This is a genomic window from Massilia consociata, from assembly GCF_042432755.1.
GTDB lineage: Bacteria > Pseudomonadota > Gammaproteobacteria > Burkholderiales > Burkholderiaceae_D > Telluria > Telluria consociata.
In genome coordinates this window covers 108,965-124,223 of the sequence record NZ_JBHLWP010000003.1, presented here as the reverse complement: position 1 = coordinate 124,223, position 15,259 = coordinate 108,965, and the positions used below count along the sequence as shown (strand labels likewise).

General features: G+C 66.5%; 15 protein-coding genes. 9 read left to right on the top strand and 6 right to left on the bottom strand.

Features of this window, described 5'->3' with window-relative positions; genetic code table 11:
* The first annotated feature begins 29 nt into the window (after nt 1-29).
* The 7 genes from ACFFJK_RS02125 to ACFFJK_RS02095 all read left to right on the top strand — a co-directional run bounded on the left by ACFFJK_RS02125 (nt 30) and on the right by ACFFJK_RS02095 (nt 4,997).
* Nucleotides 30-893 (top strand): TPM domain-containing protein, encoded by an 864-nt coding sequence (locus ACFFJK_RS02125; RefSeq protein ID WP_379677436.1) that lies wholly within the window; start codon nt 30-32, stop codon nt 891-893.
* Nucleotides 894-1,403: a TPM domain-containing protein gene (locus ACFFJK_RS02120; RefSeq protein ID WP_379677435.1), complete on the top strand. Its 510-nt coding sequence runs from the start codon at nt 894-896 to the stop codon at nt 1,401-1,403.
* Between the two features lie 115 nt (nt 1,404-1,518).
* The gene (locus ACFFJK_RS02115; RefSeq protein ID WP_379677434.1) at nt 1,519-1,914 is read left to right on the top strand and encodes a hypothetical protein; all 396 of its coding nucleotides are present in this window, start codon (nt 1,519-1,521) and stop codon (nt 1,912-1,914) included.
* Nucleotides 1,915-1,991: 77 nt separating this feature from the next.
* Nucleotides 1,992-2,756, top strand: a complete 765-nt coding sequence (locus tag ACFFJK_RS02110; protein WP_379677433.1) for an SDR family NAD(P)-dependent oxidoreductase — start codon at nt 1,992-1,994, stop codon at nt 2,754-2,756.
* A 595-nt stretch (nt 2,757-3,351) separates the two neighbouring features.
* Nucleotides 3,352-3,666 carry a hypothetical protein gene (locus tag ACFFJK_RS02105; protein ID WP_379677432.1) on the top strand — a complete coding sequence of 105 codons (315 nt, stop codon included), beginning with the start codon at nt 3,352-3,354 and terminating at the stop codon, nt 3,664-3,666.
* A gap of 80 nt (nt 3,667-3,746) precedes the next feature.
* Complete coding sequence (locus ACFFJK_RS02100; protein WP_379677431.1) at nt 3,747-4,148, top strand: VanZ family protein; 402 nt, start codon at nt 3,747-3,749, stop codon at nt 4,146-4,148.
* Between the two features lie 162 nt (nt 4,149-4,310).
* A complete protein-coding gene (locus ACFFJK_RS02095; protein WP_379677430.1) occupies nt 4,311-4,997 on the top strand; it encodes a hypothetical protein in 687 nt (228 codons plus the stop codon).
* Between the two features lie 225 nt (nt 4,998-5,222).
* On the opposite strand, the gene ACFFJK_RS02090 is transcribed toward ACFFJK_RS02095, so the two are convergent.
* From ACFFJK_RS02090 to ACFFJK_RS02070, 5 genes are all read right to left on the bottom strand, one after another.
* Entirely contained in the window at nt 5,223-7,049 is a 1,827-nt protein-coding gene (locus tag ACFFJK_RS02090; RefSeq protein ID WP_379677429.1) for a glycoside hydrolase family 2 protein, read from the bottom strand.
* The gene (gene galK / locus ACFFJK_RS02085; protein ID WP_379677428.1) at nt 7,046-8,134 is read right to left on the bottom strand and encodes a galactokinase; all 1,089 of its coding nucleotides are present in this window, start codon (nt 8,132-8,134) and stop codon (nt 7,046-7,048) included. Before galK ends, ACFFJK_RS02090 begins: the two co-directional genes overlap by 4 nt.
* Nucleotide 8,135: 1 nt before the next feature.
* Nucleotides 8,136-9,272, bottom strand: coding sequence for a M24 family metallopeptidase (locus ACFFJK_RS02080; RefSeq protein WP_379677427.1), 1,137 nt, complete (start codon nt 9,270-9,272; stop codon nt 8,136-8,138).
* Entirely contained in the window at nt 9,269-10,363 is a 1,095-nt protein-coding gene (galT, locus tag ACFFJK_RS02075) for a galactose-1-phosphate uridylyltransferase (RefSeq protein WP_379677426.1), read from the bottom strand. The genes ACFFJK_RS02080 and galT overlap by 4 nt, the downstream gene beginning before the upstream one ends.
* Before the next feature lie 514 nt (nt 10,364-10,877).
* Entirely contained in the window at nt 10,878-12,470 is a 1,593-nt protein-coding gene (locus ACFFJK_RS02070) for a dipeptidase (protein WP_379677425.1), read from the bottom strand.
* 112 nt (nt 12,471-12,582) lie between these two features.
* On the opposite strand from ACFFJK_RS02070, the gene ACFFJK_RS02065 reads away from it, so the two are divergent.
* Complete coding sequence (locus tag ACFFJK_RS02065; protein WP_379677424.1) at nt 12,583-13,461, top strand: pirin family protein; 879 nt, start codon at nt 12,583-12,585, stop codon at nt 13,459-13,461.
* Here the strand turns inward: ACFFJK_RS02065 and ACFFJK_RS02060 are convergent.
* On the bottom strand, nt 13,447-13,860 hold the full coding sequence (locus ACFFJK_RS02060; RefSeq protein WP_379677423.1) for a hypothetical protein: 414 nt from the start codon (nt 13,858-13,860) through the stop codon (nt 13,447-13,449). The two genes, ACFFJK_RS02065 and ACFFJK_RS02060, sit on opposite strands and share 15 nt — an antisense overlap.
* 339 nt (nt 13,861-14,199) lie before the next feature.
* Between ACFFJK_RS02060 and ACFFJK_RS02055 the strand changes: the two genes are divergently transcribed.
* Nucleotides 14,200-15,237, top strand: coding sequence for an asparaginase (locus ACFFJK_RS02055; RefSeq protein ID WP_379677422.1), 1,038 nt, complete (start codon nt 14,200-14,202; stop codon nt 15,235-15,237).
* The last annotated feature ends 22 nt before the right edge of the window (nt 15,238-15,259 follow it).

Sequence of the window (15,259 nt, the reverse complement as noted above, 5' to 3'; positions counted from 1 at the left end):
CGATGCGGGTGCTGACGGAAGGTCCTCGCATGCATCCCACGTGCGCCATGCGCGCACTGTGGACCGTCCTGGCGGCATGTGTGCTGGCGTTCGTGCTGGCCAGCCCGGCGTTCGCGCAGCTCAAGCCGGTCCCGGCCCTGAGCGGCCGCGTCGTCGACGAGGCCGGCATGCTCGACCCGGCCCAGCGCGAACGCCTGGCGGCGGTGCTGGCAGACTACGAAGCCCGCACCGGGAGCCAGATCGCCGTCCTGCTGGTCAAATCGACGGAACCTGAAGCGATCGAGCAGTACAGCATCCGCGTGACCGACGCTTGGCAGCTCGGGCGCAAGGGCGTGGACGACGGCGTGCTGCTGATGGTCGCGCGCGACAACCCGAGTGCGCTGCGCCGCTTGCGCATCGAGGCCGGCCGCGGCGTGCAGGGCGTGCTGACCGATGCGCAATCCAAACGCATCCTGCAGGACGTCATCGCCCCGCACTTTCGCCAGAACCATTATTACGAAGGCCTGGTGGCCGGCGTCGGCGCCATCGCCACGCTGCTGAACAAGGAAAGCTTCCCTGCCCCCGCGCAGCAGCAACCGGTACCGCAGCGGCAGGCGTCGTCCGACGAGGGCGGCTTCCCGATCTTCGGGCTCCTGATGCTGTTCTTTGGTATCGCCATGCTGCGCTCGATATTCCGTCCGCGCCGCAGCAGGCTGTCTCCCCACCATTGGGGCCGCCGCAGCAGCAGTGGCTTGGGCAATGTTGCCACTGGCATCATCCTCGGTAACATCCTCAGCGGCATGGGCCGCGGCGGTGGCGGCTTCAGCGGCGGCGGTGGCGGCTGGGGCGGCGGCGGTGGATGGAGCGGCGGCGGCGGCAGCTTCGACGGCGGTGGTGCCTCGGGAGACTGGTAAATGAGCCTAGGACAAAAAATCAGGCGCGCCTGGCGCCACCTCACCAGCAGCAATGCCGATGCACAGCGCGCTTTTCCGGAAGCGACGCTCACGGCCATCAGCGAAGCCATCACGGCCGGCGAACAGACCCACCGCGGCGAAGTTCGCCTGATCGTCGAAAAGGCCCTGCCCTTCGACGATGCCTGGGACGGCGTGACCAACCGCCAGCGCGCCCTCGCCCTGTTCGCCGACTACGGCGTCTGGGACACCGAGGACAATTGCGGCGTGCTCATCTACATCAACCTGGCCGAGCACAAGGTCGACATCGTGGCCGACCGCGGCATCGACCGCAAGATCGACCGCGCCACCTGGCAGGCGGTGTGCCGCACGCTGACCGAGGGTTTCAAGGCCGGGCATTTCCACGACGCGACGCTGGCCGCCGTCGGGCAGGTCAATGAGCTGTTGCGCCAGCACTTCCCCGCAAACGGCGCCCGCGCCAACGAGTTGCCCGACAAGCCGCTGATGCTGTAAACCGGCGGGTCCGGCATATGCCGGCCCGCTTGCGCGATCCGGCGTTCGGGTTGCGGCGATGTGCGTATCATGAACAGCCAGATTGTGCAGTTTCGCTCACCCACTGGCGGCCACCATGGACACGTATGTCGAATTCGATTCGGAACTGTTCCGTCCCTACCTGCCCGACGAATCGCAGGTCAGTCCCGGCCACTATGGCGCCGAGCTGGCGTTCTGGCTGTCCCGGAAGCTCGCGCAGCGCGGCGTGATCACCTCGTATCCGCAGCGCGAAGACTGGGGCTGGTTCATCGACTACCGCTCGCAGGATGGCCACGCCTACCGGCTCTGCTGTGCCAGCAGGGAATCGTCCGGAGACAAATGGCACTGCCATGTCGACCGCAAGACCAAAAGCTTGTTTGGACGGAGCAAGGCGCCCATCGAAGGCGCTGCGCCCCTGATCCGCGCCCTCTACGATGTCCTCATGGAAGAGCAAGGCATCCGCAATGTCAGCTGGGATGTGCAGGAACGATGAGCTGTGGCCGCTCCGGCCGAAACCCTCCCTCGCCCCGCCGGATTACAATTGCCGCTTTATTATTTCCGGAAGCCGCCATGAGATTAGCCAACAAAACCGCGATCGTGACCGGCGCCAGCCAGGGCATCGGCCTTGCCTGCGCCCAACGCCTGGTGCGGGAAGGCGCACGCGTCATGCTCGTCGATATCCGCCCGGAAGGCGCGGACGCCGCTGCCGCGCTGGGCGACGCGGCGCGTTTCCACCATGCGGATGTCAGCGTGAAGCGCGAGGTCGACGCCATGCTGGCAGCCACCCTCGCGGCATTCGGCCAGATTGACATTCTCGTCAACAATGCCGGCGTCACCCACGCCGCCGACTTCCTCGACCTGACGGAAGACGACTTCGACCGCGTCCTGCGCATCAACCTGAAATCGATGTTCCTGTGCAGCCAGGCGACCGCGCGCGAGATGGTCAAGCGCCAGAGCGGTTGCATCATCAACATGTCCAGCGTGAACGCCGAGCTGACCATCCCCAACCAGGTGCCGTATGTGGTGTCGAAAGGCGGCGTGAACCAGCTCACCCGCGTCACCGCGATCAGCCTGGCCCAGCATGGCATTCGCGTCAATGCCATCGGCCCCGGCACGATCCTGACCGAACTGGCGAAGAATGCCGTGCTCGGCAGCCCGGAAGCGCGCCACACGATCCTGTCGCGCACGCCGCTCGGCCGCTGCGGGGAACCGGAAGAAGTGGCATCGATCGCCGCCTTCCTGGCAAGCGACGACGCTTCCTACATCACGGGCCAGACCCTGTATGCGGACGGTGGGCGCATGGCCCTGAACTACACGGTGCCGGTGCGGGAGTGAGCCCTGCACCAATAGACGGGAAACGCGCGACAGATATGCTGAATATAAATGTCTGGTATCCAAATTCGCAATTGGACATATATTTGGCGACGCAACATAATGGCATCTGTCTCCACTATTCTCCTCCAAGAAAATAGTTTTAAGCCCGCCTCGAGCGGGCTTTTTTTTATCCGGTTATGGTCCTGCATTGGCGGCGACAGGCCCTTCCTGGGCAATATTGTTGAGATTGCGGATCGCTGGTACGGTTCAGCAGCGTGGGGGCACATTTGATCAGTGTCACAGCGTGGTCACAATCAACCCATATACTTTGAATCACCTGCGATACACGCAACCGATATGCGTGGTTGCAGCAGGTGTGCTGCACCCAGGGTGCAACACACCAACCGATCACGCGTCTCTTGGCCCGATCTTGGGTTGTGCCCACCAGTTCCTGGTGGGCATTTTTTTCTTCACATTAGCAACACGTTCACAAAAATCCGCCGGAAAGACTTGAAGCAGCGCGGGATTTGACTATGATGAAGCTCGCGCCCTGTATTTCGCTCATCCGCAGGGTTGCGCACGACAACACGACCACACGACAACGGGAGCCTGTCCGATGAGTTTACGTGTATCCGAAACCTATGCGCATCCGCCCGAGCACGCCACTTGCCGCCGCCACCATGCCGACGGTAACCTGGTCCTGGTTGAACTGAGCCCGCAAGCCGTGATCGATCAGCCCCGGGACGCCAGCGTCCCGCTGGAGCTCCTGACGTTCGGCAGCGTGCGCGAAACCTGTCCCAAGTGCCAGCATACCCACCTGCAACTGGTGCTGCGTCAAAGCAGCGTGCGCGTGGCGCACCTGTTCTGCGCCGACTGCGAAAGCTGCTTCGACGCCCACTACAGCAACGGCACGCCCGCACTGACAATCTGAGCAGCCGGGCCGCATGGCCGGCGGTGTGGCCTTATTTTCGGTAAGCATGATATTGTTGGCTTTTGCCCGACGCCGATGTCATGCCTGCCTTCCTGTCGCTCCTGCTGATCGATCCCCGCCTGCGCCCTGCCCGCATCAAGCTTGCCCTGGTACTGTTCGCCGGCATCGTCATTGCCGGGTCGATCCCGGGCGCACGTGCGGAGGTAGGCGAGTATGCGCCGGGCGTGGTGCTGCACGGCCTGACCTATGCCTTCCTGACGATGCTGTGGTTCCTCGGCAGCGCGGGCAGCGGGCTGGCGCGCGCCGTCAAGTCCGTGGTGGCAATTGCACTGATGGGTGCCTGCGACGAACTCGTGCAAAGCTTCCTGCCCTACCGTTCGGGCGACGTGCGCGACTGGATGGTGGACGTCACCGCCGCGCTGCTGGCCAGCACGCTGATGGCCGTGCTCATGCCACGGCACGATCCCGTGCGCCAGCGCTGACCGTCCGCGTCGCATAAAAATCCGCTGTCCTGGCGGCCACATTGATTCAGCTCAGCTTCAACCCGGGTCAACTGGAACGCTGACGCGCTTCCTGCCTCTTATTCGAAGTGGCATGCGGCATCGTCACGCATCCGAATGAACATCCACCATAGGGAGTTGATCATGAAGCAAAAACACCAGAGCATGATCCTGGCGGGCTTGCTGGCTGTGGCGCTGGGCCTGACCGGCTGCGCCGGCATGCGCGGCGGCGGCAGCGGCGGCGGCGAGTCGTCGGGCAGCAGCATGTCGGGCGGCTCGAGCGGCACCACCGGCGCAACCGGTACCGGCGGTTCCAGCAGCTACGGCTCAGGCAGCGCAACGGACGCATCCGGCAATCCGACCGGCAGCAGCGGCAGTTCCAGCAGCATGGGCACCATGGGCAGCGGCACCTCCGGCTCGGGCAGCTCCGGTACGTCGGGTAGCTCGGGCACCTCGGGCACCTCGGGTAGCTCCGGCTCGTCGGGCTGGGACCAGTCGGGCAGCTCCGGGGCCAGCGGCAGCACCGGCTCCTCCGGCAGCATGGGTGCGCAAACCGGTGCGTCCACCAGTGCGAGCTCCAGCCCCAACAGCACCGTGCTTGCAATCGAAGTCATGCCACGCGAAAGCGCCAGCATGGGGAGTTCCGGCAGCACCGGCAGCACGGGTTCGAGCGTCGCCGGCGGGTCCAGCGACGCCAGCAGCAGCGCGAACAGCTACCGCGTCACGCTACGCATGGATGATGGCAGCACGCAAGTCGTCACCCAGAACACCACCCCCGACTTCCGCAGCGGTGACCGGGTCAACGTGACGAGCGGCGTCATCCAGCACTGACTCCTCCATCACAAGGCGGTACCACGTGCAGCAGCTCGCCAGCTAGGCGACGGAGAAAAAGAAACGCGCACCGTCTCCGGTGCGCGCTGTCATTGCGTCCGTACCTCGTCGAACACGCCTCGCGGCAACGCGGCTGCAGCGCCATGCCAGGCATGGACGGGACACGACGTACCCCGTCCATAACGCCAGCGCACGGCACAATGCCGGCGATGACGCTGCGGGCGCTTACGGCATGCCCGTACCGCCCGGAATGCCATCCCCTTCCGCTTCGACATCCCTCTTCTGCAGCGTGACATTGCGCGTCGCGGCGCTGATCACTTCCAGCGGCAGCTTCGGCGTCCGGTCCGCATTGAGCAGGCCATTCGCTTCCTGGAAGGTATCGGTGAATTGCGTGTAGCAGAAACCGCTGAACATGAAGGTCTCGTTCACCACCCTCAAGAGTTCGCGGTACAGCGACAGGTAGCTTTCGGCCGAATGCGCGCGCGAATAGCCCCAGGTCGTCTTGTCCGCCTCGGGATCCTGCTTCGGGTCGTAGGCGATGCCGCCGAACTCGGTCAGCACGATCGGCTGGCCGCGGTGCGGGAAGCCGTCCAGGGTCAGGATGCGGCCGCCCGGGCGCCGCTGGTCGAACAGGGTGCGCACCGGATCGCTCACGGCGTAGCGCGCCTGCAGCTTCTCCGGGTCGCAGTCGTAGTCATGGATGCCCAGGATGTCAGTGGCCGAAGCTTCCCAGCCGTCGTTGCCGATCACCGGCCGCGTCGAGTCGAGCGTGCGGGTCAGGTGGTACAGGGCCTCGACCGCGTTGCGGTGCGCCTGCGTCAGCGTCAGGTTTGGCACGCCCCACGATTCGTTGAACGCCACCCACACGATGATGCAGGGGTGGCTGTAGTCGCGCTGGATCGCCTCGGTCCATTCGCGCACCATGCGCGTGATGGCCCGCGAGCTGAAGCGGTAGGCCGACGGCATTTCTTCCCATACCAGCAGGCCGAGCTTGTCGGCCCAGTACAGGAAGCGCGGGTCTTCGATCTTCTGGTGCTTGCGCACGCCGTTGAAGCCCATCAGCTTGACCAGTTCGACGTCGCGTTTCAGGTGCTCGTCCGAGGGCGCGGTCATGAAGGATTCCGGCCAGTAGCCCTGGTCGAGCACCAGGCGCAGTTGGTACGGGCGGCCATTGAGCATGAAGCGGTCGCGGTTGATCGACACCGAGCGCAGCGCCGTGTAGGAGCGGATGCGGTCGAGCACGCGGTCGCCGCAGCGCAGCGTCACCTCGGCGTCGAGCAGGGTCGGCCGTTCCGGGCTCCACAGGATCTCGTTGCGCGAGTCGTCGATGCCGGGGTCGGACAGCGCGATCTTGCGGTTCGCCTCGCCGGCAAGCAGCTTGTAGTAGTCGTCCGCCAGCAGCTGCTCGCCGTGCCAGATCTTGACCTCGACAAACAGTTCCTGCTGGGTGTGGCCGGCGGCAAAGACTTCGCAGCCGATCTCGTAAGTCTCGAAGATCGGGGTCCAGCGCAGCGAGGCGATATAGGTGTCTTCCACCTGCTCGACCCAGACGGTCTGCCAGATGCCGGTGGTGCGCGGATACCAGATCGAGTGCGGCTCGAGCAGCCAGTCCTGCTTGCCGCGCGGCTTGGCCAGGTCGGCCGGGTCGTCTTCGACGAACACCGTAATCACCTGCTTGCCGTCAGGACGCATGACACCGGTGATGTCGGCCTGGAACGGCGTGTGACCGCCCTCGTGCTCCGCCACCAGTCGGCCGTTCACCCACACACGCGCCGAATAGTCGACCGCACCGAAGTGCAGGATGGTGCGCTTGTCGTTGGGTGCGAGCTCGAACTCGCGTTCATACCAGACGGCGCGATGGAAGCCCGTATCCTGGATGCCGCTCAGCTCCGTCTCGACAGCGAACGGCACGTTGATCTCGTGAGTCCATTCGGGACCATGGTCCGGCAAGTGGTATTTCAACTCGTCGTCGAAGCAGAAGCGCCATTTGCCGTTGAGGTTGATCCAATTGTCGCGCACCAGTTGGGGACGGGGGTATTCAAACTGATTCATTGTTGTCCTTTCTGTTCAGTCGGAACCGGAATCAGGATCCGGCCCTGTCGTCCGTTCTTGTCGTAGGCCGCCAGCGCGGCGGCGGCCGCTTCGTGCGCCTGCCCTTTCCTGCACAGCGCCACGCAGGCGCCGCCGAAGCCGGCGCCGGTCAGGCGCGCGCCGAGCACGCCGGGCGCGGCGCGCAGCGCCTCGCACAACGCATCGAGCTCGGGTATCGACACCTCGTAGTCGTCGCGCAGGCTGAAGTGCGACGCGTTCATCAGTTCGCCGAAGCGTTCGGCGCTCACGCCCTGCGCCGCTTCCAGCACGCGCAGGTTTTCGTGCACCACGTGGCGGGCGCGTTCGCGCATCGGCGACGGCAGGCTTTCCACCGCGGCCGGGTCCGCGACGTCGCGCAGCGCCTGCACGCCGAGCTTGCGCGATGCTTCCTCGCATTCGGCGCGGCGCTCGTTGTACTTGCTGGCCGCGAGCTTGCGCGCCACGCCCGAGTCGATCACGATCAGCTCGGTGTCGGGGGGCATCTGCACCAGCCGGTGCTCCAGCGTGCGCGCATCGATGAACAGCATGTTATTCTCGTCGCACAGGCTGGACGCCATCTGGTCCATGATCCCGCAGTTCACGTGCGCATACTCGATCTCGGCGCGCTGCGCGATACGGGCCAGCTTCACGTCGTCGAGTTCGGCGCCGAGCAGCGCGCGCAAGGCCCGCAGCGTGGCAACCTCGAGGGCCGCCGACGACGACAGGCCCGAACCGACCGGCAGGTTGGTCGTGACGTAGACGCGCAGCGGCGGCACGTCCACGCCCTCGGCCTGCAGCAGCCGGATGCAGCCCTCGATGTAGCTGCCGTAACCCTGCGGCGCACTGCCGTCGTACGCGAAGGTCACCGTGTTGTCGAAGGTCGGCGAGTAGAAGTGAAAATGGTCGTCGCCGCTGCGGCTCATCGCCACCAGCGTGCGCTGCGGCGTCGCCACAGGCAGCATGAAACCGTCGTTGTAGTCGGTATGCTCGCCGAGCAGGTTGACGCGCCCGGGGGCCGACGCGTTCACTTCCGGCGCGCCGCCGAAGAAGGTGTCGGTATTCACCATGTCATTGCGCCTCCAGCCAAAGGGGCCGCTTGCGGCCATGTACGTCCGCCGCCGGCCAGCCGGGGTCGAACGTGAGATTCTCGAGCCCGTCCGGGCCGAGCAGGAAAGTGTCTTCGATCTTCAGTCCCGCGAAGCTCGGGTTGAACGCGAACGCCATGCCCTCCTCGAGCTGGGTCGCGGTGCTCGGGCTCGCCACGATCTCGCGCGCCCGGTAGCCGGTGATGCCGCCCTGGTGGTGCTCGCGGATGGCGCCCTCGCGGTCGGCGTGCCGGTAGGCGGCGTCGAGCGCGTGGTACACGGCCGACAGCGACTTGCCCGGCACCACGGCCGCCAGGCCGGTCGCCTCGACCTCCATCAGCGCGCGCTGCTCGTCCAGCGGCGCCGGGCCGAAGGAGACGAAGCGGGTCAGGTTGGCGTACAGGCCGTGGCGGCGCGCGCAGAACACCAGCATGGCACGACTGCCGATGGGCTCGTTCGTGGGCACCGGATGGCGCCAGGCCGCCAAGCGGCGCTCGCCTGCGGCCAGCACCAGCGCCGGATGGATGCCGCGTCGCCACAGCGCTTCGGCTCCCGCACCGGCCAGCTGGTACTCGGTCCAGTCGGGCCGCGCGCGACGCAGTACCTCGCCCATCGCTTCGGACGCCTCGCGTCCGAGCGCCCGGTAACGCTCGCGTTCGTTCGCACCCAGCACCATGCGGCGCTGGCGCAGCGTGTTCGGCAGCGGCTGTTCGCTGTACTGGGTGCCGGCCACCGGCCGGTCCGACAGGACCGAGCGGCCGGCGGCGGCATTGAGGACGTAGCGCTCGCGCAGTTCCGGCTCGGTCCACGGCTCGGCATGGAAGGTGAAGCCGTCCGGGATCTCTTCGGCGCGCAGGCGTTCCGCTTCGATGGCGTCGGTCAGGATGCAGGCTTCCTCGGGGGTGACCAGCACCTCGGCCACGCCGGCATCGGTCGTGTGCAGCACGGCGCTCGAGCCGCCCGCCGTGATCCAGGCGAACCAGTCGGTACCACGCAGGCGGACCGCGCCCGCGCTCGCCGCGGCCAGGTGCGCACGGAGAAACGCCAGCTTGTCCGCGACCTCCGCCGCCCTGGCCTGGACCATCCCCGGTTGGCGCGCCCCGGGCTGGACGCCGGTCATGCGCTTTCCTCCAGGCTGACCTCGACCTGCTGAAGTTCGTAGGCGGTCGTTTCGGGCAGCACGTCCATCGCGAACATGCCAGCCGCCAGTTCCGTACCGGCCAGGTACTTCAAGCGGTCTTTCGTACGGTACGGCGGATAGAACTGCGCATGCAGCTGGGTCTCGGGATGTGCGGCGCCGTCGGTGGGCGCCTGGTACCAGGCCATCAGGTAGGGGAACGGACGGTTCCACAAGGCATCGAACTTGAGCAGGACGGTCTTGAGCGCGCGCGCCAGTCCTTCTCGCTGCGGCGGCGTGAGCGCCGCGAAATCCTTGCACGGCGCGGTCGGCATCACCCACACCTCGTAGGGATAGCGCGCGCACGCCGGCACGAAGGCGATCGCATACTCGTCCTGGTACAGCACGCGCTTGCCGTCGGCGGCTTCGTCGCGCGCCATGTCGCACAGCAGGCTGGTGCCGTGCTGCAGGAAATATTCGCGCTCCTGCGCCAGCATCCGCGCGGGCACCGACGGCACGAACGGGTAGCAATAAATCTGGCCATGCGGGTGGTGCAGGGTCACGCCGACCTCCGCGCCGCGGTTTTCGAATGGCAGCACGTAGTGGATGTGATGGCGGCCGCCGATGCGCGCGGTACGGTCGCCCCAGACCTGCAGCAGCAGCTCGATGCGCGACAGCGGCAGCGAGGCCAGCGAGGATTCCGGGTCCTGGGTGAACACGATCACCTCGCAGTGGCCGTTGGCTGGCGCGGTCGGGACCGTCACCGAGGGCGGATCATGCGACTCCAGGGCGAGCGACGGGAAGCGGTTGTCGAACACCGCGATCTCGTACTCGCCGGCCGGCATCTCGGTCGGGTGCTCGGGGTCGCCGGTCGGCGCCAGCGGGTTGTACTGCGGCGGCGGCTGGTAGGTGCGGTTCTGGCGGAAAGCGGCGTAGGTGACCCACTCGCCGCGCAGCGGGTGCCAGCGCAGGTGCGGATTCGCATGCTGGGGATCGGGAAATGGACTGGGCGCGGTAAGACCGTCCGGAATCGGCTGGTTGCTGTAAAGGGTGATATTGCGTCCGTCCGGCTTCTTGAGATCTTTGCTGTGCATGGCATCCAAAAAATGTCGGGCAATGGGTCAAGCAAATGAGCGCGAGCAATCACCGGCTGAACCGGTGTGCTTGCGTATCGAAGAACGATCCTATCATGCTGCTTGGGCCACATTTTCCCTCTAGCACGGGCGCATTTTCCAGCCATCAACGCAACAGTCGCACGGTGGAAAAACACCGGGTGAAGCCTGCCCTGTCGTTCCGAGGGAGAGGCAAAATCGGTCCTGGAAGGCAGCGGACTTTTGTAAGTACACTCCTACAGTACGATTAGAAGGTTTTACACATTTTGGCGAGTAAGACACCTACCAGCTCGACATGAGCGCGACAATGCGCGCACCGCCCGAAGCGCCTGCGGGCGAGCGGCCAGCCATTGCCGGAGTCCCCGTCGAATAACCCGACTGGAGCACAACGAGCATTGGGTGAACCACAGGCTGGCCGATGCGCCCGCCGCCGCATCCGCAAGCGGCGCAAAAAAAACCCGGCCGAGGCCGGGTCGCGTCGGGGTGGCCCGGCAGCCTACTTCGCCAGCTCCACCAGCACCGCCGTGTACATCTGCAGGTTCAGCAGCAGCTGCTTTTCGGTGATGAACTCATGTTCCGAGTGGCCGGTGTAGACCTTGCCCGGCATCGCCGGGCCGAAGCTCACGGCGCCCGGGAACAGGCGCGAGTTGGTGCCGCCGCCGATCGCCACCGGCTGCGGGTTCTTCATGCCCGTGAAATACGAGAACACGTTCATCAGGGTCGGCAGATGCGGCGCGTTCTTCTGCACCCAGGGTTCGCCGATGCGCACCGTGATGTTCGACAGCGGCAGGCGGCGTCCCTGCCACTGCGCCAGGGCGGCATTGATTTCGTTGGCCAGCTGCTCGCTGCTCTTGCCTTGCGGGCGGCGCAGGTTGATCGACACCTCGATGCCTCCGTCTCCCTCGGCCTGCTTGATGACGGTCGGCGCGAAGGTCATCGGCCCCATGAAGCTGTCGCGGTAGGCGATGTTGCCGAACTTTTCGCCATGAATGCCGGTGCCCACCATCTCGTTGAGGAAGTTGACCACGCCGCCGGCCACCGTATCGGCCCACGGCCGCACCGCCAGCGCGTCGGCCAGCATGCTGACCGCGTTGACGCCGTGCTCCGGCTTGGACGAGTGGCTCGATACGCCCTTGGCCTTGATGGCCAGGCTGCTGCCCTGCCATGCGAAGCTGTAATGCATGCCCTCCTGCTTCGCGGCGCGCGCGCGCACCTGCTTCTCGATATCGGCCGTGGCGTTGGCGATCAGGGCGGTGGCGTCTTCCGGGATCTGGGTGCGGAAGTAGCCGCCGCCGAATTCGGCCACATACGGCTCGCCCTCGGGCGGGACGGCGGCGCCGGCCTTCGGCACCGTCACCGCCACCGTGCCGGAACCCTTCTCCGCCGTCACCGCCGGATACTCGGCGTCGAGCGTGATGTTGACCTGCGGCGGCTCGTGGGTCTTCAGGAATTCGGTCAGCGGGCCCCAGTCGGATTCCTCGCCCATGTAGATGTACAGCTCGATGCGCTTGGACAGCGGCACCTGGCGGTCGCGGATCGACTTCATCGCGTACAGCGCGGTGGCGATCGGGCCCTTGTCGTCCTCGGCGCCGCGCGCCAGCAGCTTGCCCGGCTCGCTGGTGCGGTCCAGCACGAACGGCGACTTCTTCCACTTGCTCGGATCGGCCGGCTGCACGTCGCCGTGCGTGACGATGCCCACGCGCTCGCTGCCTTGACCGAGGCCGATGATCACGGTCCAGCCATGGTCGGCGTAGTCCAGCCCCAGGCGCTGCGCTTCCTGCTTGAGCGCTTCCTTGAAGGCGATGTGGACCGGGTTCCGGTCGGACGGGACGTCCTTGTCGGCCACCGTGTTGTAGCTGACGAGCTTGGCCAGCGTGTCGATGACGTCCTTGCGGTAGGTGGTGACCGCGTACTTGGCGGTCTTGATGGCGGTGTCGCTCGGCGCGGTGTTCGCTGGCGCGGATGAAGCGCGCGCAGCCGATGCAGCAGCAGCCGGCGCGGAAGCAGCCGGCGCTGCCGCAGCCGAGGCTGCGCCTGGGGTGGCGAAGGACGCCAGCAGCAGGCTGGCAAGCAGTGTTGTTTTCATCATGGGTGCCGTCTCCGGGTTGCAAAAGCGCAAAGAGTCTAGCACAGGCGTGTGCCCCGTCGTGGCGGCCTTCGGGTATCGTAGGCGCCATTCGCATTGTCCTGGAGCCTCCGCCATGACCGCCAGATCCGTACACCGACTGCATTCCGCGATGCGCGACGACATCGGGGACCTCATCACGCAGCGTCCCCTGCCCGGCCCGCACCTCGACCAGATCGATCCCTTCCTGTTCCTGAACCACCACGGCCCGCAGACCTACCCCCCGCGCAACCGCGGCCTGCCTTTCGGGCCGCACCCGCACCGCGGCTTCGAGACCGTCACTTTCATCCTGGAGGGCATGCTGGCCCACCGCGACAACGCCGGGCACGAAAGCGTGATCCACGCCGGCGGCGTGCAGTGGATGACGGCCGGGCGCGGGATCGTGCATGCCGAGGTGTCGCCGCGCGAATTCCTCGAGCAGGGCGGCCCGATCGAGATCCTGCAACTGTGGGTCAACCTGCCGTCGCGGCTGAAGATGAGCGAGCCGGCCTACACCGGCCTGCAGCGCGAGGAGATTCCCGCCCTGCCGGTCGACGGTGGCAAGGTGACGCTGAACCTGGTTGCGGGAGAGTGGGAAGGCAAGGCGGGGCCGGTGCGTTCGCTGACCGGCGTGTTCATGAGCACGGTACAGCTACGGCCTGGCGGAAGCATCCGTTTCGGCGGCATCGAGAACCGCAACGTGTTCCTGTACGTGGTGCGCGGCCTGGTCCACGTGGGCAACCATGCCGACCAGGTCAGTGCGATGCACCTGCTGGAGATCGACGAGACCGGCGACACCATCGAGATCCGCGCAGGCGACGATGCCAGGCAGGATGCGCTGGTGGTGTTCGGCCATGCGGAACCGATCCGCGAACCGGTCGTGTCGCATGGCCCCTTCGTCATGACCACCCGCGAGGAAATCGCGCAGGCCATCGCCGACTACCAGGCGGGACGTTTCGGATCAGCGCTGGGCTAGCGCGATCTGGCGCCCGGCGCCGGTGCTGATGCGGACGCTGTCGGGAATCTTGCGATCGCCTTCGAACGCGAAGCGGACATCCTTGTTCATGGCGACGAAGCGGTTCTTGCCGACATGGACGAGCTCGACCGGGCCGTCGCCGAGGTTGGCGTACAGGGTGCGGGTGGCGCCGGAACCCTTGCCGCTGACGGTCAGGGTACGGCCGTCGTCGAGCGCGTAGTCGCCCTGCACGCGGTCGAACATGAACGGCGCCATCATGGCGGGCTTGGGCTGGGCGCCGACGACGGTGACGCGCTCGGTGCCCGCGGTTCGGTGGTCCGTCGCCGGGCCGGCGTTGGCGGTGGCGCTTGCGCCGAGGGTGACGAAGGCGGCGGCGGCCAGCAGCAGTTTGGTACGCATGATCGGTACTTCCTTTCAGGTCGAGTGAAGGATCGGACCTGTGCGGCTGGTGCTCGCGCCGCGCGGTCCACGGTATTCAGGCTCGCCAGCGTCTGTCGTGTTTGTCTGGCGATGAGGGAAGTCTAGCGATTCGCCGCGACGGCTCAAGCAGCAAGCGCCGAAGCGCGGAAAACACGCGACGAACTGCATAAAACCGCTACCAGCCGGGAGGTGCATATGCGAGTGAACGCAGCACATCTGCACGGGGTGCATATGCGCCCGGATGCGCTCCCGAACGTGCGTCGTACCGGCAGGCATATGCCTTAAAGTAGGGCTTTAGCCCAGCCCACACGACAGCCCATGCAACCGATTCCCCTCGTCGCCACCACGCGCGGCTACCCCGACAGCGGCAACGTCATCGAGAACGTGCACGCCGGTTCGGTGGCGGTCGTCGACGTCCAGGGACGCCTGCTGTTTTCCGCCGGCGACCCGCACTACCCCACCTTCACGCGCTCCGCGCTCAAGCCCTTCCAGGCCCTGCCCTTCATCCTGTCCGACGGCCCGTCGCGCTTCGGCTTGACGCGCGAGGAAGTGGCGCTGCTGTGCGCCAGCCACTCGGGCGAAGACAAGCACCTGGCCGGGGTCCAGGCCATCCTCGACAAGATCGGCCTCGACCCGGGGCACCTCGAATGCGGCTGCGCCACCCCGCTGTTCTACGAGTTCACCGGCCAGAAGGCGCCGCAGGACCGCGACTGGACGCCGCTGCACCACAACTGCTCGGGCAAGCACAGCGGCTTCCTCGCCTGGTGCCGCCTGCACGGCGCCCCCACCGCCAACTACGTGGACCGCGCCCATCCGCTGCAGCAGGCGATCCGCGCCGCGCTGGCCGACGTCGCCGGCGTGCCGGCCGGGCGCATGCCGGTCGGGCTCGACGGCTGCTCGGCGCCGAACTACGCGCTGCCGCTTTCGACCCTGGCGCACCTGTATGCTCGCCTCGGCCAGGGCAGCGCCGACCCGCGGCTGGGCGGCGCGATGGGCATCCTGTGCGACGCGATGACGGCGCATCCGGACATGGTCTCGGGCACCGCGCGCACCGACCTGGCCTGGATGACGGCCGGCGGCGGCGACTGGGTGGCGAAGATCGGCGCCGACGCGGTGCAGGCGATCGGCATCCGTTCGGCCGGCCTCGGCATCGCGATCAAGATTGCGGACGGCAACAGCCGTGCGCTGCATCCGGCCGTGTACGGCGTGCTCGATCAGCTCGGCCTGCTCGACGACGCGCGCCGGGCGCAGCTGGAAGAGTACCGCCAGCCGCTCATCCGCAATGCGCGCGGGACCGTGGCCGGCGACATCCGCACGCTGTTTACGCTCGAACGGGGGGAGGCGACGTCCGCCTGATTCCACGCCGAATCGTACGCTG

Bases quoted from the DNA above. Each gene is read 5' to 3' on its own strand.
- ACFFJK_RS02115 (WP_379677434.1), top strand. From the start codon at position 1,519: ATGGACACGTATGTCGAATTCGATTCGGAACTGTTCCGTCCCTACCTG.
- galK (WP_379677428.1), bottom strand. From the start codon at position 8,134: ATGGTGAATACCGACACCTTCTTCGGCGGCGCGCCGGAAGTGAACGCG.
- ACFFJK_RS02090 (WP_379677429.1), bottom strand. From the start codon at position 7,049: ATGAATCAGTTTGAATACCCCCGTCCCCAACTGGTGCGCGACAATTGG.
- ACFFJK_RS02110 (WP_379677433.1), top strand. From the start codon at position 1,992: ATGAGATTAGCCAACAAAACCGCGATCGTGACCGGCGCCAGCCAGGGC.
- ACFFJK_RS02080 (WP_379677427.1), bottom strand. From the start codon at position 9,272: ATGACCGGCGTCCAGCCCGGGGCGCGCCAACCGGGGATGGTCCAGGCC.
- ACFFJK_RS02105 (WP_379677432.1), top strand. From the start codon at position 3,352: ATGAGTTTACGTGTATCCGAAACCTATGCGCATCCGCCCGAGCACGCC.
- ACFFJK_RS02095 (WP_379677430.1), top strand. From the start codon at position 4,311: ATGAAGCAAAAACACCAGAGCATGATCCTGGCGGGCTTGCTGGCTGTG.
- ACFFJK_RS02070 (WP_379677425.1), bottom strand. From the start codon at position 12,470: ATGATGAAAACAACACTGCTTGCCAGCCTGCTGCTGGCGTCCTTCGCC.
- ACFFJK_RS02100 (WP_379677431.1), top strand. From the start codon at position 3,747: ATGCCTGCCTTCCTGTCGCTCCTGCTGATCGATCCCCGCCTGCGCCCT.
- ACFFJK_RS02120 (WP_379677435.1), top strand. From the start codon at position 894: ATGAGCCTAGGACAAAAAATCAGGCGCGCCTGGCGCCACCTCACCAGC.
- ACFFJK_RS02055 (WP_379677422.1), top strand. From the start codon at position 14,200: ATGCAACCGATTCCCCTCGTCGCCACCACGCGCGGCTACCCCGACAGC.
- ACFFJK_RS02065 (WP_379677424.1), top strand. From the start codon at position 12,583: ATGACCGCCAGATCCGTACACCGACTGCATTCCGCGATGCGCGACGAC.
- ACFFJK_RS02125 (WP_379677436.1), top strand. From the start codon at position 30: ATGCATCCCACGTGCGCCATGCGCGCACTGTGGACCGTCCTGGCGGCA.
- ACFFJK_RS02060 (WP_379677423.1), bottom strand. From the start codon at position 13,860: ATGCGTACCAAACTGCTGCTGGCCGCCGCCGCCTTCGTCACCCTCGGC.
- galT (WP_379677426.1), bottom strand. From the start codon at position 10,363: ATGCACAGCAAAGATCTCAAGAAGCCGGACGGACGCAATATCACCCTT.